The following is a 23,213-nucleotide window of genomic DNA, read 5'->3' as shown; positions in this document are numbered from 1 at the left end:
CTGCCTTAGTCGCACGGATGTTTAGCGGTTTCATTGTGGTTTCCGGTCCTAATGGCACTGGTTTCATAGTGGAAACTGACGGCTGCCAGTAACGAGCGGCCAGCCCGTCGGCGTGCGGCCCTCTGAGCGGGACGGTTTACGATAGCGGGTCCGGGTATGCATCCGGACGCCCGTGGAGCCGTCAGAAATTGAATTTAGGTGAGCGAAACACCGAAGTACCCGGGTATCCGGATTACGACGAACGGCAATCAGTTGGTGAGCTACTACACAGAGGCTCGCCTGACTGACGGCGGTGTGTTCTTTCCGATCACGCCTTCGACCGAGATGGGCGAGCTCTACCAGCAGTATTTTGCTGAAGGCAAGCTCAACGTGTTTGGCGGGTCTACGCTGGCCATAGAGGCGGAAGGCGAGCACGCCGCACAGGGTGGAGCCACTGCTCTTTCGGTTACCGGCCGCCGGGTTGTGAACTTCACTTCAGGCCAGGGCGTCGTGTACGCCAGCGAGCAGTATTACCACGCCCCGGGCAAGCTTTCGACGATGGTGTTGGAAGTGGCCGCGCGCGCGCTGACCAAACACGCGCTGAATGTGCATTGTGGCCACGACGATGTGTATGCGGTCCTTGATGTTGGCTGGACCATGGTCTTCGGGAAGGACGCCCAACAGGCGGCCGACCAGGCGTTGATCCTGCGCAGAGTCTGCGAGTTGTCTCTCACGCCAGGAATGAACATTCAGGACGGTTTCTTGACGTCGCATTTAGAGCGGACCTTCTACATGCACGAGGCCGACTTGATCCGTGAGTATCTGGGTAATGCTGAAGACATTATCGAGTGTCCGACTGAAACGCAGCGTCTGTTGTTTGGCCCGACACGGCGTCGGGTACCGCGGATGGTTGATTTGGAGAACCCGATTCTACTGGGTCCGGTGCAGAACCAGGAACACTTCATGCAGGGCGTCGTCGCCCGTCGGAACAACTTCGTGGAATCGATTCTTCCAATGCTTGAAGAAGCCTACGAAGAGTTTGGCAAGTTCACCGGCCGCTACTACGGTCTGATTTCTGGGTATGAAACCGACGATGCCGAGACGGTGTACTTATCTCTCGGCTCGGCTGCCGAGAACGTTGAGGCAGCGGTCGACCTGCTGCGGTCTCGCGGCGAGAAGGTAGGGTCATTCCATCTCAACGTGCTACGACCGTTCCCCGAAGCGGCAGTTATCAATGCTTTGGTCGGCAGAAAGAACGTAATCATCCTGGAGCGGACTGACGAGGCTATGGCAGGCGATAACCCGCTGGCCCGAGATGTCCGGACTGCACTTGAGAAGGCGCTGGAAAATGGTCGACAGCCCACGCATCAGCACCTGCCAGCGATGTCAGTGGAGCAGATGCCGAGGCTTTTCCGTGGAGTCTATGGTCTCGGCTCTCGGGACTTCCGTCCTGAGGCGATTCTTGGTGCGTATGAGTACGCCATCGGTAGTCGAGCTCGGACCGATGGGAGAAGGGCAGAGGACGGTGAAACCCTCTTTGTGCTCGGCATCGATCATCCCTACGAGGTCAAGTCTGCCGAGATGCCGTCATTACTGCCTGAAGGTGCGATCGCTGTGCGGCTCCATTCGGTCGGCGGCTGGGGAATGATCACAACCGGCAAGAACCTAGGGGAGATTATCGGTGAGCTTGGTCGTTACGTGGCTGAGCGAGAGAAATCCTATGATGAGTCTGGCCGTCTGAACGAACTGGTGCATGTTAGTGCTAATCCGAAGTATGGCTCCGAAAAGAAGGGAGCACCAACATCGTATTTCCTAGTGGCGGCGCCAGAGCGCATCCGCGTTAACTGCGACTTGCATCACGTTAACGTCGTGCTCTGTTGTGACCCGAGGGCTTTTACGCACATGAATCCGCTCGAAGGATTGGTGCCAGGTGGGGCCTTTGTTTGGGAGTCAGAGGAAACGGTTGAACAGAGTTGGGAACGGATTCCGCCTCGTCAGCGCGAGTTCATCATCGACAACGACATCAAGGTGTACTTACTGTCTGGCTTTGAAATAGCCAGGAATGCTACGGATCGGCTCGATTTGCAGTTGCGAATGCAAGGCAACTCGTTTCTCGGTGCGTTCTTTGGTGTCTCGAGTTTCCTGAAGGATAACGGTATCGACACGGAACGGTTTGAGGCTGTCGTGCGTCAACAGTATGTCAAAAAGTTTGGTCGGCTTGGTGACGCTGTTGTCGATTCGAACATGGAAGTCATGACCAAGGGCTTTGGCCAGCTTCGGCTGCTCGACCCGAGGGAGCAGGAAGCGCCTGACCGGTCAAGTATGCGCGGCAAGATGCTGCTGCCGATGGCTGACAGCTACAAGTATAACGGTGGCGAAGCCTCGATGGAGCAGCCGTGCCGAGCACCGGTCTTTGAGGTTGGGTATTTCGATAATGAGTTCAGGGCTGGTAAGGGTTATGACCAACCGGCAACGGCGCTGGCGTCGGTTGGCATGATGGCTTCGGCGACCGGCGCGACCGCTTCGAAATATGTTGCGCGGCGCGAAACCCCGGTGTACATCGCGGAGAACTGTACTCAGTGCATGGAGTGCATCGTCGCATGTCCTGACACTGCGCTCCCGAACGCTGCTCATGATTTAATTACCGTTCTGCGGTCAGCGATCATGAACTATATCTCTGAGCCTACTGAGCGCCGGGTGCTGCTTGACCAGCTACCTGTAATTGACAAGTCAGCTCGGGAGAAGATGCTCGAGATCGCGAAAGTCAAGGGAGACACGAAGTTTGCTGACGTTGTCCGTGCTGAGTTTGACGCCATGAACGGCGCGATCTCGAAAGAAACCCGAGCTGAGCTGTACGCCATCGTGGACAAGATGCCGGTCGCCTACAGCAAGGTGACCGCTATTTTCTCGTCCAAAGAAAAGAAGGCGATTGGTGATGGTGGGGTGTTCATGATCGCGGTTTCCGACCTGTGTAAGGGTTGTGCAGCCTGCGTGGAAGCGTGCGGCGATCACGATGCTCTTCGAATGATGCCGGAATCAGACGAGTTGAATGCCGTTCATCTCAGTCAGATGGCCTTTCTCGACACGTTGCCTGATACGCCGCAACATTATCTGGGACTCTACGATAGCGATGAACCCCTCGATTCCAAGGAGGCGGCGCTTCGTAATCACCTAATGGTGCGGAAGAACTACGATGCTCTGGTTTCCGGAGATGGTGCTTGTGCTGGCTGTGGCGAGAAGAGCGTCCTTCGCTCGGTGGCGTCGGTTACGGAGGCTTACATGCGTCCGCTCTTCCACGCTAAGGCTGATCGCCTTCGTGACAAGGCTGATCAACTTGTCAGTGGGGGGCTTGCAAAGTTGGCGGCGCTTTCTAAGCGGGATCCAGCTGATTACGGCCGCTTCCGTCGAGTCGTGGCCCACATGATTATGGGGCTCGGTGGCGAGAACGATGCTGACACCGAATCACGTCTTGAGAACCACGGTGAACTGTTGGACCAGGCGGTAATCGATGCACTCGTCGCGGTTATGCGGCAGGAAGCCTTTAATCATAAGGACTTGCAAGTGCAGGAAGGGCGCTTGGACAATGGCATGTCGGTTATGGCCATGGGGGCGAGCACGGGCTGTAATACCGTTTACGGTTCTACTCCACCCAACAATCCACATCCCTATCCGTGGATGAACTCACTATTTCAGGATGGGCCGACAGTTACTTGGCTGTTCGGTGAGAGTTTCATTATAGATCACGCACGTCGCTCGATTGTTCCTGAGCGTCTCGCGGACGCGCTGCTTAATGGAGACGTTGCTTGCTCTGAGGATGACTACTTCAACTACACGCACTTCACTGACGCTCTGATGACGCACGAAGAGATTACGGAATTGCCTAAGGCCTGGGCGATTGGTGGTGACGGCGCTATGGGCGATATCGGCTATCAGAATCTTTCAAAGGTTATCCTGCAGAATCGTCCGAACGTGAAAGTGCTGATGCTTGACACCCAGGTTTACTCGAACACTGGTGGCCAAAACTCGGATTCATCAGTGATGGCTGGTGGCTATGATATGAACCAGATGGGTGAGGCCACGCAAGGGAAACTGATCGAAAAAAAGAACGTGGCGGAGACCTTTACGGCCGGTCACGGCTCACCGTTTGTAGCCCAGATATCACTTGCGAACGCACCAAAATTCTACCGAGCGCTACTCGACGGTCTAGATTACCGGGGCACGGCGTTCTATCAGTGCTTTACTACGTGTCAGCCGGAACACGGCGTAGCTGATGACATGTCGTTGGCGCAGGCGCAGCGAACCCGCGATTCACGCGGTATGCCAGAGTTCGTGTTTAATCCGATGCGTGGAGAGACCTACAGCGAGACCCTTGAGTTAAAGGGGAATCCTTCGCCAAAGACTGACTGGTGGGAGGCGAGGAGCAAGGTGACAAAGCAGAAGTATCGGTTCACTGTGGCGCATTGGTGTGCCACGGAGGCGCGCTTCCGCCGTCATCTAAAGAAAGTGAAAGAGGCGGACTTGTCACAACACACGCACCTTGACGACATGCTACCGCGCATTACCTTCGACGATGTTGTCCAGCGTAGTTTCCTTAACCCCGAGCACCGCTCGTTCGTACCTGACTTCGGGGTATACATAGAGACCGAGAAGGCAGACAAGGTTGTATATCAGCTCCTGTCGCGTCAGATGGTCCTGTTTTGTGTGGAACGGCGGAAGGCTTGGCGATTGTTGCAGAGTAAGGCCGGGCTTGAGAACCTCGAGTATCAGGCTCAGCGCCAACTACTCAAGAAGGTTGACGCTGGAGACATTTCACTCAGCGATTTTCTGGCAAGTTCAGCGGCGATGCTACGTGATGAGCTCGACGGAAAAGAATCCGGCGCGGCTAACGCTAAACCAGCATCTACCGCTGTTTCGTCACGCGCCTAGCGGTGTGCGGGTCCATTCTGAGCCATTCCTCTTGCCGACATTGCTCGAATGAGTTCGGATGTAGTGAGTGGTGTGCGCTGTTGCCACTTATTATTGGCCGCGTAGGTCGCCGGTTACTGGTTCTTGATGCGATATAATGCCTGAGCGAGTCGCTGCCCGCCGATGATAGTGACTTCGATCAACCTCGGAACGAACACAGACGCCAGAGACGCCTTCATGCCCAGAAACCTGGGTTCTTTACTACTCATCGCTGTGTTGCTTGCCCCGGTGCTCTCGGGATGCTCATTGAAGACGTATGCAATCAATATGGTTGGTGATGCGTTGGCGGAAGGCGATTCAGTTTACGAAACCGATGATGATATCGAGTTTGTTGGTGATGCGCTGCCCTTCGGTCTTAAGCTAACCGAAAGTCTTTTGAACGAGTCTCCCGACCACCGCGGGCTATTATTGACGGCTTGCCGCGGGTTTTCGCTCTATGCATACGCCTACGTTGATTATCCGTCTGAAGTAGCGATGGAGAAGGACATCGGCCTTGGGCGAACTATGCGAACTCGTGCACGACGACTGTATCAACGGGCGCTCGACTATTGTCTACGTGGTCTTTCGCGTGACCATCGAGGATTCCGCAGCAGGCTGTCTACCGAACCCGAGGACGCCGTTGCTATGATCACACCAGGGCATGAAGAGCGCGACCTGCCGCTGTTGTACTGGACGGCAGCCTCGCTGGGACTTGCGATTGCAGCGTCACCTGGTTCCGCCGCGATGCTGGCGCGACTGCCGGAGGTAGAGGCTCTCCTGGAACGTGCACTGGAGTTAGATGAAGGGTGGGATGAGGGAGCGCTCCATGAGTTCAAGGTCGTTGTTGCCGGCGCTGTTCCAGGGCAGCCTGACTATGACGAGATCCGTCGTCACTATGACCGCGCACTGGAGTTGTCTAGCGGTCGGCGTGCCGGGTTACACATTGCCTATGCTGAAGCAGTCTCAGTGCCGACCCAGAATGCTGCCGAGTTCCGTGAGATGATGGAAGTTGCGCTTTCGGTCGATCCCGACGCCGATCCGGATAACCGGCTCGTAAACTTGATTGCGCAGCGGCGGGCAAACTGGTTACTCGACCGCATTGAGGATCTTTTTTTGGAGCCAGGCTCCTAACTTTGTTTTGAGGCATGTTGATGAGAATGTTTCGTTCGATGCGCTTTGTGGTTGGTGTATTCGTTGCCATCGCGTTTCTTGTGATAGCCGTAGAGGCCCAGCGGGGCCTTCGGATTCGAATCGGCACACTCGTGCCAGATGGCTCACTCTGGGACGAGACGATACATGTCATGGCTCAAGAGTGGTCCCGCATCTCTGATGGCGCGGTGCGTGTTCAGGTGTTTGCCGGTGGTGTGCTGGGTGACGAAATTGAGATGGTTCGTAAAGTGCGACAAGGTCAACTGCAGGCCGTGGCGCTTTCCTCGGTTGGCCTTTCACGTATCGACGAAAGTGTTGCGTGCTTACAGATTCCAATGTTGATTGAGTCGTATGAGGAACTCGACTACGTCCGTGAACGGATTGCGCCTACACTCGAGGAGCGGATTGAGGCCAAGGGATTCAAAGTTCTCAATTGGGCGGACGGTGGTTGGCTGCATGTGTTTAGTAAATCAGCTGCTCGTACACCGGATGACCTCAGAAGTATGAAGCTTTTTGTTTCAGCTGGCGATCCTGATTCTGAGAATCTCTACAAGGAGTTTGGATTTAATGCTATACCGCTTTCGCTGGTGGACCTCATCACGTCATTACAGACCGGGATGCTGGACGCCGTGCCCATTGTGCCTTTGTTTGCTCAAATACAGGAGTTATACAGGCTAACGCCCCATATGCTTGATGTGAAATTACTTCCTCTTGTTGGAGGCACGGTTATGAGTGCCCGCGCTTGGAACCGCCTGCCTGCTGAGCACCGGGAGGGTATGCTTGAGGCTTCACGGCGGGCCGGTGTTCAGTTACGTGATGAGATTCGCCAAATGGGTGATGATTCGGTCACTGAAATGGCTAAACGCGGACTTATCGTGAACACTCCTGACGTTTCAATGCTGAGCGCTTGGCGCAATGAGAGTGAGCGTACCTACTCGAGCCTGCGCGGTGACTACTGTCCAGGTGATATCTTCGATGAAGTCCGTCGCCTTCGTGACGAATACCGTTCTGCCCAGTAGAAGGGCCCGCTAGCCGCAGCTTATGCAGCTGTCCAGACGGCCATCTTTCCACTTTCGCCTTGAGAATGCGGTTGCCATCGCCATCTTAGTGGCGATGACTGTGCTGCCGCTGATAGAAATTTATAGCCGCATCAGATTTGGCCAAGGTATTTCAGGCTCGATTGTTGTTGTTCAGAATTTTACGCTCTGGATCACGGTGCTTGGCGCCGTGTTAGCGTCGCGGAGCGAGCGGCTGCTCGCGCTGTCTACGCAACATTTCTTACCCGTTCATACACAGAGGTTCGTAAAGATTTTTACCTCGGCGATAGCTGTTGCTGTGACGTCGACACTCGTTGTGGCCAGCATTGAGTTTGTGAGAATTGAACGGGACTTTGGAGATGTGATCTCCTGGGATTTCCCCTTCTGGCTCGTGGTATCGGTCCTGCCCGTTGGCTTTGGCGCCATTACCGGGCGCTTAATCTGGCATGCGGCGTCGGACTGGCAGGGAAGGGCGGTTACGTCGCTCGGTCTACTGATTCCGTTCCTTTTTACCTTGATGTCCGGTATGGAGACCGTTGGCATTGTGCTACCGGCGACTCTTGTCATCATCCTTTCCACTGCGCTCGGGATGCCGATCTTTGCCGGGATTGGTGGTGCCGCGTTGGTCCTTTTCTGGGGTGACGGCACGCCGCTCACTGCCGTGCCCAACGAGACCTACCGACTTACCAACTCACCGATGTTACCGGCGATCCCACTGTTTGCTTTAGCAGGTTACTTGTTAGCTGAAGGGAGCGCGGGTCAACGCCTGACCCGTCTCTTCACCGCGTGTGTCGGATGGATGCCGGGTGGCCTAGCGATAGTCGCCACTCTCGTGCTTGCCTTCTTTACGCCGCTTACCGGCGCGTCTGGTATCACGATTCTCTCGATGGGTGGGTTGTTGCTACCTGTGCTAGTCCGCGCAAAATATCCAGAACAAACATCCCTTGGTCTAGTGACGGTTTCAGGTTCTATCGGCTTGCTTTGGTTTCCAAGTCTTCCGGTGTTTCTCTATGCTTTCTACGCCAATCTTGACTACGCAAAACTCTTCGTAGGTGGACTCCTTCCTGGCGTCTTACTGGTCTTGGTGGTGGCCGGCTGGGCCGCGAGCCAGGGATGGTTGCGCGGTGTGACTCGAACCCCGTTCGTTCTACGCGAGGCGATGGCAGCGATATGGGAAGCTAAGTGGGAACTACTGCTGCCAGTCGTTGTGTTGGTCGGAATCGGTTATGGCTATACCACGCTCGTAGAAGCAGCGGCCTTAACGGTTCTCTACACATTCGTAGTGGAGTGCTTTATCCAGCGCGGGTTATCAGTAAGGCGCGATCTCCCACGTATCTTTGTTGAATGCGCGACGCTTGTAGGCGGGTTCATGATCATTCTGAGCGTGGCGCTTGGATTCACAAACTTCCTGGTCATCGCACAGATTCCAATGATGGCACTGGAATGGGTGCAGACGCATATCGAGTCGCCGATGCTCTTTCTCCTTGCGTTGAACGGATTCCTGCTTTTGGTCGGGGCGCTAATCGATATCTATTCAGCGATCGTCATCGTGGTTCCGCTGATTGCTCCGATTGCAGTGGCCTACGGCATTGACCCGGTGCATCTCGCCATTATCTTTCTAGCAAATCTTGAGCTCGGCTATCTAACGCCGCCGATGGGGGCAAACCTCTTTCTGTCGTCATACAGGTTCGACAAGCCGCTAACGACGGTCTACCGGTCAGCGCTTCCGTATATGTTTCTGCTGTTGGTGACGGTATTGTTCATCACCTACGTACCGGCACTAACACTTTGGCTTGTTGGCGTGGTGTTTGGGAGTGGCTAAGGAGAGGCGAGAGGACATTCAGTGCCTGTTGTAGCGCCTGCCACAGCTCGTCCGTTCTAACCGACAACCACCTAGGTAGTCCTGGCGTGATAACTAGGTGGAAGAACGCTCCACGGGTCTCGATGGGTCACTGCACCACTCGCTCCACGAGCCGGGGTAAAGCTTTCCACCGTCAAGCCCGGCGCGAGCGAGTGCTAGTAGATTATGGCAGGCTGTGACGCCGGACCCGCAGTAGGACACGATCTCTTCTGGTGGTGTTGACCCCAGTAAAGCCTTGAAACGCCGTCTGAGCTCAGAGGAATCGTGAAACGTGCCGTTTTCGTGAAGGTTTGTCTGGCACGGATAGTTCAGGGCGCCTGGAATGTGACCTCCAATTGGGTCAAGGGTTTCGGCCGAGCCGACAAATCGCTGGGCACTTCGCGCATCGAGGAGTGTCAATCTAGATTCCACTAGGCTTTTAAGTACGGCTTTTGCGTCGAGTAAGAGGTCAGGGCGCCAGTTGGGAACAAAAGCCGTTGGTTTTCTCAATTCCATCCCAGAATGGGCTGGGAGCCCCTCCTGTTGCCATTTTGCCCAGCCCCCATCGAGTACGGCGGCACGCTCGTGACCAGCGTAACGCAACATCCACCAGAGGCGGCTTGCGAACATACTGGTGCTTTGGTCGTAAGCCACCACTTGGTGCTCTGACGAGATTCCAAATCTCCCGAAGGCGAGGCTCATTGCCTTTCGGTCGGGTAGCGGGTGTCGACCGTTGTGACCTGTCGTTGGTCCTGATAGGTCCTTGTCTAAATGTGCATAGCTTGCCCCCGGAATGTGAGCAGCCAGATAGGATTCCTTGCCCTCCTCAGTGTTGGTCAAATCAAAACGACAGTCGATAATCGTCCATAGTGGGTTGTCAAGATGCTCGGCTAGAAGATCGGTCGAAACGATCAGAGGGTGGTTAATTGGCATGGTTCAGTAGAAAGTACGATGTCCACGATTTTATGCGAAAGTGCAGCACATGCCCATTACCGGTGATAGGCGCGATATGCGTCGTTTTATTACACACTGTGACCTCCATCACTTGCAGGTAGGTCTCTTCTGATGGTATGGCGCGATGCAGGTGGCGTCGCTACAATGTAATTTCTTCTCTATGCTGACTGAGGTTGCACAGAAGTTGCTTGATTCACTCGCCATTCGGTTCATTTTCGTGCTGAGTCTTGTTGGTTTCCTTTGTTCCAGCCAAATCGGCTGCAAACCAGTGCCTAATGCAGAGGACCAGGTGGTTGACGTATCTCACCCCGGGAAAGCCCAGGGATTGGCTATACGGGGCTTAGCACCTCCCGTGACCGGTGGATTTAACTCGGTCGTTATGTTCGAGCCGGAGTTGGCTAGGGACGTGCCGGTGCCGGATGAGCAAACGACGATGGACCAATTTGGTCTGGCGTTTGACCCTGGCGTACTCGTGGCTAGGGTCGGTCAGGTGGTTGCCTTCACAAATGGCGATGATGTTCTCCATAACGTACACGTAAGGAGTTCGGCCACGCTCAAGACCGTTTTTAATGTAGCCACGCCGATCACTGGCGAGTATCTGCATGTCTTCGATGCAGGAACCTACTCTGTGTCATGCGACGTACATCCGGCGATGGGCGCCTACATCGTGGTAACTGAGGCTCCCTATGCAGTGGTGGCTGACCGTGAGGGCCGGTTTGAATTGTTGAGTATCCCGGCTGGTCGTCACACGGTACGCGTATGGAATATCAATGCTGGACGGCGCAGTGAGCGCGTAGTCGACATTGCAGGTACGGCAGTAATTGACCTGACGGTACCGGAGTGATGGCGTGTAGCTGCCGTCAGTTCTGATTCTGGCCGAGTCTGTAGGACCGGTTTCCCACTTTTTTTAAGAACGAAGATAAGGCGAATATTAGATTTCCTGTTTCAAGCAGACGAGGCTATACTGTCCGTCTCCCTATTTTTAGCCTGTGGTTGCTAAGGCTGCCAAGTGTGGGCCTTGGGGGGCGGTATCTCGCAAGTTGTTTGTTTGCAATTATTTAATGTAGTGCATTTATTTTTCGATCACTGAGGACACCGTTTTTTATGACATTTCAACCGAAGGACGGGACGGGTTTTCAGGCAATTGGACTGCACAACATTGCCAAGTGGCCTCAATGGGGGAGCATTGCTGTGGATGTGCGAGAGGCCGTTGAAGTTGTAGGCAGCGTGCTGCCGTTTCGTACGAACCGCTACGTGCTGGATGAGTTAATTGACTGGTCTAGGGTTCCAGATGACCCAATTTTTCAGCTTGTATTCCCTCAGCAAGGAATGCTTGAAGATTCCGAGTACTGTGAGGTGCGTTCGCTCCTCCGTGGGGGCGAGGGGGCCGAGGCGATGTCGTCGGCGGTTAACCGGATCCGCTTGGACCTCAATCCGCACCCTGCAGGTCAGCTTACACATAATGTGCCGACTGTTGGTGGCGACCTGATGGAAGGTGTCCAGCACAAGTATCGGGAGACCGTGCTTTTCTTCCCATCACAGGGTCAGACCTGTCACTCCTATTGCACCTATTGCTTTCGCTGGGCGCAGTTCGTCGGGCTTGAAGGCTTCACGTTTCAGGCAAAGGAGACCGACCAACTGGTTGATTATCTGAAGGCTCATACCGAGGTCTCTGATGTGCTTGTGACTGGTGGTGACCCGATGATTATGAAGTCGTCGGTTTTGAGGCGCTACATAGAGCCTTTGTTATCACCCGATCTTGAGCACATTCAGAACATTCGATTTGGCACGAAGGCCGTAGCCTATTGGCCACAGCGGTTTGTGACTGACACGGATGCCGATGACTGTCTTCGGTTGTTTGAGGAGATCAATGCAGCGGGTCGTCAAGTCTCCATCATGGGGCACTACTCTCATCCGATTGAGCTTGAACCTGAGATTGCACGCGAGGCGGTCAGGCGAATTCGTGGTACGGGTGCCCAGATTCGAATGCAGGCACCGCTCATCAGGCATGTAAACGATGACCCCCGTGCATGGTCAGCGCTTTGGCAAACCGGCGTGAAACTTGGCCTAATGCCCTATTACATGTTCGTCGAACGGGATACCGGTGCCCGGAAATACTTTGAGGTGCCGCTTGTGGAGGCTCACGAGATCTTCACGCAAGCGTACAGAACAGTCTCTGGATTAGCGCGGTCAGTACGAGGTCCGTCAATGTCAGCCTTCCCAGGTAAAGTTCGAGTGCTTGGTGTATTGACGCCTCTTGATGTAATTGGTCAGCACGTGTACGAGACGCTCCGTCATAGTGTGGGCTTTGATCTACTGGGTGACCCAAACCAGAAGCTACTTTTGTGCGATTTCATCCAAGCGAGAAACCCCGAGTGGGTGAACAGGCCATTTTTAGCAGAGTTCGATGACGGCGCCGCTTGGTTCGATGATCTTCGTCCAGCCCTCGGCCAGAAGAAATTTCCATTTGATGTTGACGACGGTAGTGACTCAGGCCGTCCGCTTACCTTGTTGACGGAACTGCTGCACAACTAGGACACACCGGTGGCTAACGAGTACGGCATAGCACTGCGCTGTGGGTGACCTCTTGGTGTGTAAGTTCGAGTGGGCGGGACTCACCGATAAGCCCCGTGGCTATCCCCGTTATTGCAAAGTCAGTAGAGTTGGTGCTGTAGAGCCATGTGGTGCCGGAGGTGGGACTCGAACCCACACGGGGAGTGAACCCCACGGGATTTTGAATCCCGCGCGTCTGCCAGTTTCACCACTCCGGCCCTCGTTATTTAACCCATGGCACGTAACGGCGCGAAAAAATGGGGGCCGAGTATAGCACGCGGTTCCCTTAGCAGGAGCGGATGCTCCTTCTGTCAAGCGCGGGTGCATGAGTACTTTAAGGACGATGCTCGCCGTCAAATTTCCACAGATAAATAGTTCGAGGGTTTCCCCGAGAATCATTGAAGGATTCGACTGCATCTGGCTGCCAATCGCCCATGTTGAAGGCGTGTGACACAATCCTGGCGCCGGCGGAAAGTTGGCTTGTCAAGATCGGTCGAAGTTTCATGTTTGATGAGGAAAGTAAGTAGAGTGTCACGACGCTTGCCTCGGAAACGTCAGTGGCCAAAGCGTCGCCGAGGATAAACGTCACTCGGTCAGCCACACCTTCCCGTCGTGCGTTGGCGTTGGCTTCGGCGATGCGTTCAGGATCGATATCGACGCCGACGCCGCGGGCTCCATAGTCCCGCGCAGCTGAGATAGGGATACGGCCGTCACCACTACCCAGATCGTAGACGACGTCATCAGGGGTTACTTCAGCAAGCTGGAGCATCCTATCGACGACCTCCCGAGGGGTCGGTACATAAGGGGCTAGACTCTGGCCGTCCTGAGTGGTTGTGGCTTTCTTTGATGCCGATAAAAGGTCGCTGGAGCCGATCAACGGTGTGTCCTGGCTAGCTATTGATGTTGTGAGTAGCATCGGGACCAGGTTGAAAAATACTGCCAAGGTAAGTGCTCTTAAGGGCCAAGCAGTCAGGTTCTGATGAGTCGACCTCATAATCATCCTCCGCATCCGTGACCTTGATGCACTCCGGTTAATCCCAATTGCCCAGTCTAATTCGTTTTGGCTCGTGTACATCGGTATTGAGGTGGGTTTCGGCGCAGAATGAGGTAATTTTGACAAGAGAATATAGGGCGAAACAAGGCTTTTTTAGGTTGTTTTTATTGATTTTTGGCTGTGAATGTGTTAATATCTTTGGGCTTTGCAGGGTGAAATAGCGGTAAGCATGCACTCGGGGAAGAAATCTAAGCTTGGGGGAGATGTGGCATTTGATGTTGGAGATAAGGTCATTTACCCAAATCACGGACTAGGTGTAGTTGAGGCTATCGAAGATAAAACAATTATGGGAACCACCTGTGGCTTTTATCAACTGCGGATGGTCTCAAGCGACACGACAGTTCTGGTGCCGGTCGGTAACATTGAGAGCGTTGGGCTCCGACGAGCCGTCTCCGACGATGAGATTGACCGTCTCTACAGGCGGTTGGCAAACGGTAAGATCGATAACCATCAGAATTGGAAAGGCCGCTTCAAGGACAACTCTGACAAGATGCGGAGCGGTTCGATCGAAGATGCAATAGAAGTACTGAAGAACTTAACTTTTCTAAGTAAGTCGAAGAGCCTTTCTTTCCGCGAGAAGCGGATGCTGGATAAAGCGAAATTCTTCGTAGTTTCGGAGATTGCAGAAGTCTCAAATGAACCGGTGAAGAGCGTAGATGAACGTGTGGATAAGTCTCTTGAGCGCTGCTTTGCGAGTAAGGCTCGAGCGGCGGCAGCTGCGGCCTCGCGAGCCAAGAAGACTACCAAGACTGCTAAGGCCTCGACACGGTCGAGTAGTCGCCGAACCTCAAGGGCGGTCCGTGCTTCTTAGCATAGGATTCTGACAGGTACTGGTTCATTGGCCTGATCCGGGACACCGGGTCAGGCTTTTTTGTTTCTTACTGAATACTTCGGATATCAGTAATGGCGTGGTTTATTGCCTGGGTCCGGTCGATTGCTACTTACGCCATAGTGGGTCTATACGTTATTTTTGTTGGTCCTCTTGTATTGGTAATAGCGCTAACGACCCGCCAGCGCAGTGTGCTTTATTGGTCTGGTTATGTCGGGGTTCGTTTAGCCTTAGCACTCACTGGGATCCGAATTCGAGTTGAGGGACTTCAGTATGTACGCTCAGATCGGCCAACCGTCTACTTTGCAAACCATGCAAGTAACGTCGAACCCCCGATTCTATTTGTGTTGTTTCGAGCTCTTTTTCCAAGGCTCTACATCTTCTACAAAGCCGGACTCCGTAAGACGCCAGTGCTAGGAATTGGCTTCGACATAATTGGCTTTGTAGGCATTCATCGAGGGGACCGTGAGAAAAGTGCCGCAGCGATTACTCAAGCGGCGACGAAGTTGCGAAACGGTGGATCGTTCGTGATTTTTCCAGAAGGTACCCGTAGTCGGACAAATGAGCTCCTGCCGTTTAAGAAGGGAGGATTTGTTCTGGCTTTGGAGGCCCAGGCCCAAGTTGTCCCAGTGGCGATTTTGGGTAGTCGTGCGGCGATGAAGCGTGGAAGTGCTTTGGTTTACCCAGCAACTGTTAGCGTTCGATTCGGAGCACCTATAGTTACGATAGGGCGAGATTATTCCCACCGCAATGAACTTATCCGAGAGGTTCGTACTGAAATAGAGCGGCTGCGGGCACTTGGTCCGGTGTGTTAGCGTTGCTGGTGTCTGGGGCGTCAACCTACAGAAGTAGGGTAGGCTCCTACGAAGAGCCCGTGCTCTTCATTCGGCAAGGGTGATTCTGGCGCCATTCGGCATAAGGGATCCATTGCCCGAGTGGATTCTAGAAGGCTCGATGGCGGTAGTAGTGGTGTATCTTGGCTCGCTGTGCAGCCACCGTGGTCGGCTGCTATGATCAACGGATATCGACCGCACACCCTGACTGCGGCTCTTTTGTGGGCGTTTAATAAGTCATCAGAGAAGCTATGTCGACTCAGATCTCAGAAGCTACGACGAATCGCTTATCGGTCTATTTACGATGTCTGAATAAGCTAGATGCGGAAGACATACGGACCGTGTCGTCGAAGGTGCTCGCTGATCGGTTCGATTTGAACGCACCGCAAATTAGGAAAGATCTCGCGCATTTCGGTGAACTGGGGGTGCGGGGGGTCGGCTACTACGTGAAGGATTTGAAGCGGCAACTCCGCCAGATTCTAGGCCTCGATCTCCACCTGAAGGTTGCCATTATGGGTGCTGGCAATCTTGGACTCGCGCTAGCCGACTATTCGGGATTCAGGCTGGAGGGTTTCAAAATTGTAGCGCTCTTTGACAATCTTCACGAGAAGATTGGCCAGCAGTCGCGGGGGGGAGTACCAATTTATGATATCGAAGACCTCCGAAGAATTGCTCTGCGGGAGCAGATTGTCATCGCAGTGATTGCGGTGCCTTTTAGTTCGGCTCAGGGGGTGGTTAATAAGGTTGTGGCGGCCGGAATCAAAGCAATTTTGAATTTCTCGCCGGAAGCCTTACGCGCACCAGACGAAGTGAAGTTGAAGAATGTTGACCTGACAGTGTCATTGGAGAGCCTATCGTTTTATTTGGCGCGGGGGAAGGGTGGCGACAGTGTCTAAAGGTAAGCCGCCAGAGACCGCTCCAAGTCCAAGTCGACAATTGTCTCACGTGGACAGTCGTGGACGAGTGAACATGGTTGATGTTGGTGCGAAGGACGTCACCAACCGCCAAGCGGTCGCGCAAGGATCAATTGCGATCGGTTCAACGGCACTAGAAGCAATCCGCGCTGGTAACGTCGCCAAAGGTGATCCGCTACAGGCTGCACGGTTAGCTGGCATCATGGCTGCTAAACGGACATCGGATTTAATTCCACTCTGCCATCCCTTGCCGCTATCTCACGTCGATGTACAACTCGAACCGACTGCAGGTGGCTACGAAATCACAGCCACAGTTCGCACCGAGGCGCGTACGGGTGTCGAAATGGAGGCTTTGATGGCAGTAACTTCAGCAGCGCTGACTGTCTACGATATGGTCAAGGCAATCGATCGCGAGATGGTCATCGGTGAAATTCGTTTAATCGAGAAGACTGGTGGACGTTCGGGTTCCTATCGGCGATCAGAATGAGCTGGCGGTAGGATACTAAAGCTCATTACCCCCTTGGGACTAAGTGGTCTGATGGATTCTGAAGTTAAGACGTTAGCTTCCTTACCGTTTCACATATCCGATCGACTTTCAAAGCCAGTCTTATTTCAGCGCTGTCGTGCTACTGGGGCTGATGAGTTTTCTAGTCAAGAACTCTTTGAAGAAATTCGTGTCATTAGCTTGGGTTTGAGTGCTCTCGGCGTCCAACCTGGTGATCGTGTTGCGCTTATCTCGGATACTCGCCCTGAGTGGGTCATCGCAGACCTTGCCATTCTTTCTGCCGGTGCGGTCACAGTGCCTCTCTATCCGACTCTTGCAAGCGAGCAGATATTTGAAATCCTTAACGATGCGCAGGTGCGGTTTGCCATTGTTGCGGGTGAGGCTGAGGCCGCCAAGGTTCGGAGTGTGTTGCAAACATTACCTCAGTTGGAAATCGTGGTGGTGATCGATCGCCAAAGTGATGAGACTTCTCGTGACGAATCTGGTGAGATGGGGTTGTGCGATGTCGCCGAACGTGGCCGGCGACGGTTGCTTGCTGAGGAAGGTCTTGCGCAGCGTTATCGTGAGACTGTAAATGGCGTTAGTCCAAACGACATTGCAACCATTATTTACACGTCGGGTACAACTGGACGATCTAAGGGTGTAATGCTTACCCATGTAAACATCCTGTCAAATGTTCGGGCATCACTTCAGATGATTTCGATGAAGTCTGACGACGTTGCGCTGTCGTTCTTGCCTTTGAGTCATTCGCTTGAGCGTACCGTGGTTTATGCATATCTATGTGAGGGCGTCACGGTGGCATTTGCTGAGTCACTCGAAACAATCGCTCGTGATCTGCGGATGATCAAACCGACCATCATGACTGGTGTCCCGAGAGTCTACGAGAAGGTGCAGGTTAGGGTCCTCGAATCAGTGGCTCAGGCGCCAGCTATACGCCGGAAAATCTTCGGGTGGGCGATCAGTGCTGGATGGAGCCGTGCTTCACGACAGTTCGCAAACCAGTCTGCGCCTTGGTATATACGGTTTCAAAACCTACTCGCTGACCGAATGGTTTTTCGAAAGATTCGTGCTCGTACTGGTGGCCGGCTTAGGTTAATTGTTTCAGGGGGAGCTCCATTAGGGATATCTACGGCTGAGTTTTTTTGCGCAATTGGAATGCCAATCGTTGAAGGCTATGGGTTAACGGAGACGGCTCCGGTATTGACCCTTAATCCACCGGAGGCTGTGCGGATTGGCACTGTTGGCAAGGCGATACCTGGGGTTGACCTTAAAGTCGCGCCAGATGGTGAGCTGCTAGCTCGTGGGCCGAATGTGATGCAGGGCTACTACGGGAAGCCTGATGCGACCGCTGAGGTGATTCGCGATGGTTGGTTTCACACAGGGGATATCGGCAATATCGACGACGATGGTTACGTGAGTATTACTGACCGTAAGAAGGACATTCTTGTTACTTCCAATGGAAAGAACGTTGCGCCACAGCCAATTGAGGCGCGTTTTAAAAGGAGTCCACTCGTCGCTGAAGCGTTACTACTTGGTGACCGACGTCGTTTTATCGCCGTACTTTTAATTCCAGATCGAGCACAGCTTGAGGAACTCGTCCTCCGAGACGGAGCGAGTTTTATCTCGATTGAGGATCTTGTGGAACGGGCTGACGTCCAGTCGCTATACCAGGAAGTCGTAGACCAGGTGAACGTTACCCTGGCCGGATTTGAGCAGGTTAGGCGGTTTAAGCTTCTACCTGCCGAGTTCTCAATTGCGGGCGGTGAACTCACGCCGACAATGAAAGTGCGCCGTCGTGTGGTGGAAGAACGCTGGAACAAAGTGATCGAGATGCTCTACGCGGAATCTCTAAGCGACTAAAATACTCGGGCGGTGGGGATTGGCCACCATCGAACTTGAACTTTACCGATGATGTATTTTTTCGGAACCATTCCCCAATGTCGGCTATCGGAGCTGTTGTTCCTGTGGTCGCCCATTACAAAGTAATAGCCTTGCGGCACGACCTGCTCCCCGTAGTCTTCGTAGCTCCTAAATCCTTGAGGTATGTAGTCGTCTCGTACAGGCACGTCGTTCACGAAGACGAGTCCGTTCTCAATTCGGAAAGTATCACCCTCTTCGGCAATGACTCGTTTTACGAATGACTTGCCAGGGTCGATCGGATAAAAGAGCATGACGATGTCGCTACGTCGAGGCTCGCCAAGTCGGTAGATGAGCTTATTGACGATTAGTCGATCCTGATCGATCAGCGTTGGCGCCATACTTTGGCCTTCGACACGTGCCACTTGGAAACCGAAGGTTACGATTAGGGTCGCGTAAACTGCTGCCGATGCCAAGGTTTTGAACCAGTTGACGACCTCTTGTATTAAACGCTTGATAAGCGCAGCAGCTTTAGACCTGTGCATAGTAGGGTTGCTCGCCGCCTCCAACGAGGAAGAAGAGGGGTGATCAAGGCGGCTGTCTTCGCTGTTTTCGGAAGACGAGTTAGATTCGGTCATCGTTAGCCATCCGACCGGAGTTTCAGCACCGTGGCAGATAACAGCGGCAGCTCGGAAAGACGTTTGGCATCAATCCTGTACCGGTCAACCGAAAAACTATACCGGTGCCCCGACAGGGTGTCAAACGTGTCATTAGACCAATGATCTTATTTGTGAATAAGTTATAACGAATATGGTTCAGAAGAGAGTTGCGACCTTTGCGAACTTGACTGATGACCGCGACAAGGCCGTGAGATTATCTATGGGAGGAGGCGATCGGGAACTATCATCGCTTGGCCGTTGCCTTGCTCTGTATTCACCGCCAAGATATAGTCGTGGTTCGTTCGCACGCAAAGAGCGCGTGCCGAGGTGAGGGAGGGTTTTGGTATCTCTATTTGACCAAGAATCGGTATCGGACAATGACATTATGGTGTCGTCCGATGTGGGTACGCGGGCGCTTTCGACCGTATCTGTAGAAACCAGCTTCGTTCATAAAGTCTACGAACGGATTTCGTCGGTTTACTTGGGTAAATGGCCAATCGTTGATGTGATGTTTGGTCCAGCACTGCACCCTGGTCGCTTAAAGGCTATCAAGCGTTTGGCCATCCAGGCGGGTGACGAGGTGCTTGAGGTTGGGGTTGGTACTGGGATAAGTGCGGTGCTGTACCCCGACGATTGTAAGGTCACAGGAATCGACCTGTCCGTGTCAATGCTTGAGGGTGCGCAACGCCGGCTAGAACGGCGCGGGGTGCGGAACGTACGCCTAAAGCAAATGGATGCCACAAAACTTCAGTTCCCTGATGAATCGTTCGATCTGGTTTATGCTCCTTACGTGATTAGTGTCGTGTCTGATCCGGTATCAGTGGTGCAGGAAATGTATCGCGTGTGCCGGAAGGGAGGGCGGATCATTGTTTTGAACCACTTTCTCAGCGAACGGAGGTTTCTCGCTCGGATCGAACGGATATTGTCTCCCCTTACGGTCCACCTGGGTTTCAAGGCTGATCTTGACCTTCGAGCGTTGCTGGTGCAAGCAGGGCTTTGTCCTGTGTCGATCGAGAAGGTCAACTTCCCTCGTATTTGGTCGCTCGTGATGTTCGTCAAGGATTGACTAGCGTTACGACGGATTACCACTGCAACGAGTTCAAATTTTGTAACACGGTCCCGGAATGGCGCTTAACGAACGGGAGTTCTTTAACGAAAAACAGGAACTAAAGCCTACAACCTATGGCTGTCCTAAGTGTCGTCATCGTGGAGAGTATAAGATTTGCTGGATTAGGCGCGTAAAGAAGGAACGTCCACCTCGTGGCGCTGACGAGCGTGACCGGGCATTGTTTGGGAAATTGCGAGACTATATGGTACGCGTCGATGATTATGTTGTCTGTACACGCTGCCGTAATCGCTTTGAGATTCCATCCCATCAGTCGGTTGCATTTTTCTAGATCAGTTCCTCCCCGGTCCTGCTTTGTCGAATTCCCTCGGAATACGGCGAGTACGAAGGTGAGTGCCACTAGGGCTGACTCAAACTCGGGGGTATAATCGTGCCATTCGTAGCATGGTTCTGCTGGATCAAGGGTTGCGCCGTGGCGGGGCGTCGCGGCCGTCTCGAGCGCTCCTCTCCGTCCTTACCTGCATAACTGCAGTCTGGTTGGGTAGTCCGCTTAGCGCATCAACACAAAGCTCAGGCGTACAACCAGTTGCAGTTAGTGAAGTGTCCGAACGGCACGATTTTCTACGTGCTGCTAGGCGTGCACTGGCACTAGGTGATGTTGCTGAGGCACGACGTCTCGCAATTGCTCGCGGCTCAAACGATTCCACGGCGGCCGCAGTGTTGGGCCTGATTGCTGCGAGGCAGGGAAACTACGCTGAAGCGGAGCGGCTCTTCCTTCCTGCAATTAGGATCGACTCGACTGGCGAAGCGGCTCTTGAACTTGGGCTCCTGCTGACGCGCCTTGGTCGGTCTGCTGAGGCTTTAGATACTCTAGCCCCGATCATTAACACAGGGGCAAGGCGTCGGGTCGATGTGGAATTACTTCGGGTAGCCGAAGCCGCACGTGCTCTTGGCCAGTCTCGTGAGGCGAATGATTTTTTTAGGCGCGCCGCAGCGGCAGCTCCCCAAGACCCAGCTATTAATACTGCTTGGGGCGAATTGTTTCTAGAAAAATATAACATCGAGGATGCGGTTCGCTCATTTCGAACGGCCCTAACCGCTGATCCTGAGTGGGTACCTGCACATGTTGGACTCGGACGCACGTTGGTGAGTGAAAATCCATCTGATGCAGCCGAAATGGCCCGCCGTGCAATTGAACTGGACGAGTCGTCGGAGGCGGCCCATCTACTCCTAGCCGAGTTAGCTCTTCAGGAACGGCGTTACGACGACGCGTCTTTGATAATTGAGCAAGCGCTCAGCATTAACGCGAATAGTTTTGAAGCGCGGTCTCTACGTGCTGCCATTGCTTATATCGAAGACCGGATTAAAGATTTTGAAACTGAAGTTGCTGGTGTTCTTGCGCTCAATCCTCATTACGGCGAGGTCTACCGTGTGACAGGGGCTCAGGCGGCGAGTCATTACCGGTTTGACGAAGCGGTTACATTAGTTCAGAAGTCACTGGATTTATCGCCTGGTAGCCCGCTCGCTCAGGCTGAATTGGGCATGCATTTACTTCGCACGGGCGATGAGGTGAGTGCTCGGGAGCAGCTCGATCAATCGTTCGAAACCGATCCTTTCAATATCGTTACTTTCAACTTGCTACAAATGTTGGATGCGGTAGACGAGTTTGAGACGATTCGAAAGGGTGATTTGGTTGTCCGTCTTCATCCAAGCGAGTCCCCCATACTGGGTGATTACGTTGTGTCTCTCGCTTCTCAGGCGCTTGAGACGCTTGGCGGCCGTTACGGTGTTGAGATAGACGGGCCAATTCTAATTGAAGTATTTCCCCGTCACGATGATTTCGCTGTACGTAATTTGGGGCTACCTGGAATGATCGGCGCGCTCGGGGCTTGCTTCGGACGGGTTGTTACGATGGATTCACCGCGCGCCCGCCCCCCCGGCACCTTTAACTGGCAAGCGACTCTGTGGCACGAGATGGCACACGTTATTACCTTGCAGATGTCTCGTAACCGTGTGCCGCGCTGGCTGACTGAAGGTATTTCAGTCTACGAAGAAGGGCTAGCGAATCCTGCTTGGGGTCGTAATATGGAATTGACTTTTGCGCAAGCGCTTGAAAGTGGTGAGACGTTACCGTTACGACAACTGAATATCGGATTCACGAAACCGGAAACGATTGTCCTAGCCTACTATCAAGCGTCTCTCGTAGTTGAACATCTCGTCGATTTGTATGGTGAGGATATGTTGCCTGAGATGCTACGTGGCTATGCAGAAGGATTTGATACCGAGGCATTACTTGAGCAGATAGCTGGAACCGATTTTGACGCTTTGCAAGAAAGCTTTGATATTGCTCTTGAGGAGCGGTTTAGCAGCTTACAGCGAGCATTACAGCAGCCTGTGTCTGGGCCGCTCCCAGAGGCGGGCACACAACTCGACATGCTCGGCGCATTGGCGAGGTCCTATCCTGCTAGTTATGCCATTCAGGTGACCTATGGCCATGCTCTCTACTCTGCAGGCGAGCTCGATGCTGCGGTTGATGTGTTAGAGCATGCGTTGACACTTGTAACTGTCGCGACTGGAGCCAACAGCCCACGTGCATTACTGGCCGAGATCGCGATTAAACAAGGTCAGCGTGATCGCGCGATGAACCAACTGGTAGGTCTGCTGGCGTATGATCACCAGGACCTCCAATCGGCCCGGCAGTTGGCAGCGCTAGCTGAGGAAACGGGACACCGAGAGCATCAGCAAGTGGCTTACGAGCGTATCATCGCGATTGATCCGTTTGACGTCGTGCCGCATGCTGCACTTGGTCGGCTGGCGCTGGACAGTGGTGAGATAGAGAAAGCGGTCCAAGAGTTTCGTGTGGCATTAGCTGCAGGTCCAGTGGATGTCGTGGTTGCTCATTGTGATTTGGCTGAAAGTCTGATCCTTGCTGGCAAAATAGGCGAGGCGAAACAACATGCGCTGGCTGCACTTGAGATCGCTCCTTCGTATGAACGAGGTCAGGAATTACTGCTCCGTACAGTGGGGGAGCTGCCATAAG

General features: G+C 53.6%; 17 protein-coding genes and 1 tRNA gene. 14 read left to right on the top strand and 4 right to left on the bottom strand.

The annotated features are described in order from the left end of the window. The first annotated feature begins 198 nt into the window (after nt 1-198). From QGH09_07690 to QGH09_07675, 4 genes are all read left to right on the top strand, one after another. A complete protein-coding gene (locus QGH09_07690) occupies nt 199-4,905 on the top strand; it encodes a 2-oxoacid:acceptor oxidoreductase family protein (protein ID HJO18062.1) in 4,707 nt (1,568 codons plus the stop codon). Nucleotides 4,906-5,121: 216 nt separating this feature from the next. After that, the gene (locus QGH09_07685; GenBank protein ID HJO18061.1) at nt 5,122-6,054 is read left to right on the top strand and encodes a TRAP transporter TatT component family protein; all 933 of its coding nucleotides are present in this window, start codon (nt 5,122-5,124) and stop codon (nt 6,052-6,054) included. Nucleotides 6,055-6,074: 20 nt separating this feature from the next. Beyond that, nucleotides 6,075-7,091, top strand: a complete 1,017-nt coding sequence (dctP, locus tag QGH09_07680; protein ID HJO18060.1) for a TRAP transporter substrate-binding protein DctP — start codon at nt 6,075-6,077, stop codon at nt 7,089-7,091. A gap of 22 nt (nt 7,092-7,113) precedes the next feature. Further along, nucleotides 7,114-8,931: a TRAP transporter large permease subunit gene (locus tag QGH09_07675; GenBank protein HJO18059.1), complete on the top strand. Its 1,818-nt coding sequence runs from the start codon at nt 7,114-7,116 to the stop codon at nt 8,929-8,931. Nucleotides 8,932-9,024: 93 nt separating this feature from the next. On the opposite strand, the gene QGH09_07670 is transcribed toward QGH09_07675, so the two are convergent. Continuing rightward, complete coding sequence (locus QGH09_07670; GenBank protein ID HJO18058.1) at nt 9,025-9,882, bottom strand: sulfurtransferase; 858 nt, start codon at nt 9,880-9,882, stop codon at nt 9,025-9,027. Between the two features lie 181 nt (nt 9,883-10,063). On the opposite strand from QGH09_07670, the gene QGH09_07665 reads away from it, so the two are divergent. Then, complete coding sequence (locus QGH09_07665; protein ID HJO18057.1) at nt 10,064-10,747, top strand: hypothetical protein; 684 nt, start codon at nt 10,064-10,066, stop codon at nt 10,745-10,747. Nucleotides 10,748-11,007: 260 nt separating this feature from the next. Further along, the gene (locus QGH09_07660) at nt 11,008-12,438 is read left to right on the top strand and encodes a hypothetical protein (protein HJO18056.1); all 1,431 of its coding nucleotides are present in this window, start codon (nt 11,008-11,010) and stop codon (nt 12,436-12,438) included. Between the two features lie 147 nt (nt 12,439-12,585). Here the strand turns inward: QGH09_07660 and QGH09_07655 are convergent. Next, nucleotides 12,586-12,674: transfer RNA gene (locus tag QGH09_07655), tRNA-Leu, on the bottom strand. 116 nt (nt 12,675-12,790) lie between these two features. Further along, entirely contained in the window at nt 12,791-13,456 is a 666-nt protein-coding gene (locus QGH09_07650; protein HJO18055.1) for a class I SAM-dependent methyltransferase, read from the bottom strand. A 223-nt stretch (nt 13,457-13,679) separates the two neighbouring features. Between QGH09_07650 and QGH09_07645 the strand changes: the two genes are divergently transcribed. The 5 genes from QGH09_07645 (at nt 13,680) to QGH09_07625 (ending at nt 18,451) form a co-directional block, all read left to right on the top strand. Further along, complete coding sequence (locus tag QGH09_07645; GenBank protein HJO18054.1) at nt 13,680-14,321, top strand: CarD family transcriptional regulator; 642 nt, start codon at nt 13,680-13,682, stop codon at nt 14,319-14,321. 92 nt (nt 14,322-14,413) lie between these two features. After that, nucleotides 14,414-15,154, top strand: a complete 741-nt coding sequence (locus tag QGH09_07640) for a lysophospholipid acyltransferase family protein (protein ID HJO18053.1) — start codon at nt 14,414-14,416, stop codon at nt 15,152-15,154. Nucleotides 15,155-15,423: 269 nt separating this feature from the next. After that, the gene (locus tag QGH09_07635; GenBank protein HJO18052.1) at nt 15,424-16,068 is read left to right on the top strand and encodes a redox-sensing transcriptional repressor Rex; all 645 of its coding nucleotides are present in this window, start codon (nt 15,424-15,426) and stop codon (nt 16,066-16,068) included. Next, nucleotides 16,061-16,573 (top strand): cyclic pyranopterin monophosphate synthase MoaC, encoded by a 513-nt coding sequence (moaC, locus tag QGH09_07630; GenBank protein HJO18051.1) that lies wholly within the window; start codon nt 16,061-16,063, stop codon nt 16,571-16,573. Before QGH09_07635 ends, moaC begins: the two co-directional genes overlap by 8 nt. A gap of 51 nt (nt 16,574-16,624) precedes the next feature. Next, nucleotides 16,625-18,451 (top strand): long-chain fatty acid--CoA ligase, encoded by a 1,827-nt coding sequence (locus QGH09_07625; protein ID HJO18050.1) that lies wholly within the window; start codon nt 16,625-16,627, stop codon nt 18,449-18,451. Here the strand turns inward: QGH09_07625 and lepB are convergent. Beyond that, on the bottom strand, nt 18,448-18,993 hold the full coding sequence (lepB, locus tag QGH09_07620; GenBank protein ID HJO18049.1) for a signal peptidase I: 546 nt from the start codon (nt 18,991-18,993) through the stop codon (nt 18,448-18,450). The genes QGH09_07625 and lepB overlap by 4 nt on opposite strands. Before the next feature lie 499 nt (nt 18,994-19,492). Here lepB and QGH09_07615 point away from each other — a divergent pair, with 499 nt between their 5' ends. The 3 genes from QGH09_07615 (at nt 19,493) to QGH09_07605 (ending at nt 23,212) form a co-directional block, all read left to right on the top strand. After that, nucleotides 19,493-20,173, top strand: coding sequence for a methyltransferase domain-containing protein (locus QGH09_07615; GenBank protein HJO18048.1), 681 nt, complete (start codon nt 19,493-19,495; stop codon nt 20,171-20,173). 58 nt (nt 20,174-20,231) lie between these two features. Next, complete coding sequence (locus QGH09_07610) at nt 20,232-20,504, top strand: hypothetical protein (GenBank protein HJO18047.1); 273 nt, start codon at nt 20,232-20,234, stop codon at nt 20,502-20,504. A gap of 113 nt (nt 20,505-20,617) precedes the next feature. Beyond that, complete coding sequence (locus QGH09_07605; GenBank protein HJO18046.1) at nt 20,618-23,212, top strand: tetratricopeptide repeat protein; 2,595 nt, start codon at nt 20,618-20,620, stop codon at nt 23,210-23,212. Nucleotide 23,213 lies beyond the last annotated feature (1 nt).

The organism is Vicinamibacterales bacterium (genome assembly GCA_036012125.1).
Classification (GTDB): Bacteria; Acidobacteriota; Vicinamibacteria; order Vicinamibacterales; family UBA823; genus UBA11600.
Note: the sequence above shows the minus strand (reverse complement) of the source record. Positions and strands in the feature narration are given on the sequence as shown.